Source organism: Vibrio sp. 704, assembly GCF_033339295.1.
Genome location: NZ_JAWOUH010000881.1, coordinates 1 through 547, shown reverse-complemented (window position 1 = coordinate 547; position 547 = coordinate 1). Strand labels below are relative to the sequence as shown.

Here is a 547-nt window from a genome sequence, read left to right as displayed (position 1 = left end):
TATCACCAAGTGCAGGGCTGTAAATCGTCTCTACAATTTGCGGAAACATCAGCATCACAACCATTAATCCAATAGAAGGTTTCGTTTTCATTTTTGCCTCTCTATCCCACTTCGACCTGATGAATTCAGAAGCTTAAGTGGGTAACAAACTTAACTTGGCGCGCAGTATAGAAGACGTTATGCTTTACCCATTAACATCATTAAGACCAAAAACATCAAAATTCGGATAAATGGCACTTATTGAAGAAAACACTCAGTTTGATGCAGACAAGCTCACAGCCAACGTGGTCGGCATTGCTGCAGATGTTGGTAAACACGACTCAGGGATGCATCAGCACTATAAAGGTCAGTTACTTTACGCGCCACAGGGATGCATGACGTTTGCCCTAAATGATTCCATTTGTATTTTGCCGCCAACCAAAGCAGTGTGGATCCCACCTCATACTCCACATCGCGCCGTAATGACGAATGTTGTGGCGTATCGTTCTGTTTATTTCGATTGTGACAAATTTTCTTGCCCGAAAAGCATCGTGATGATTGAAGTTAA

Annotated in this window: 1 protein-coding gene; it reads left to right on the top strand. The window is 42.4% G+C overall.

The window, feature by feature from the left end; all coding sequences use genetic code 11:
• Positions 1–230: 230 nt before the first annotated feature.
• On the top strand, positions 231–547 hold a 317-nt coding region (locus tag R7R24_RS29670; RefSeq protein WP_318120584.1), incomplete at its 3' end, for an AraC family ligand binding domain-containing protein.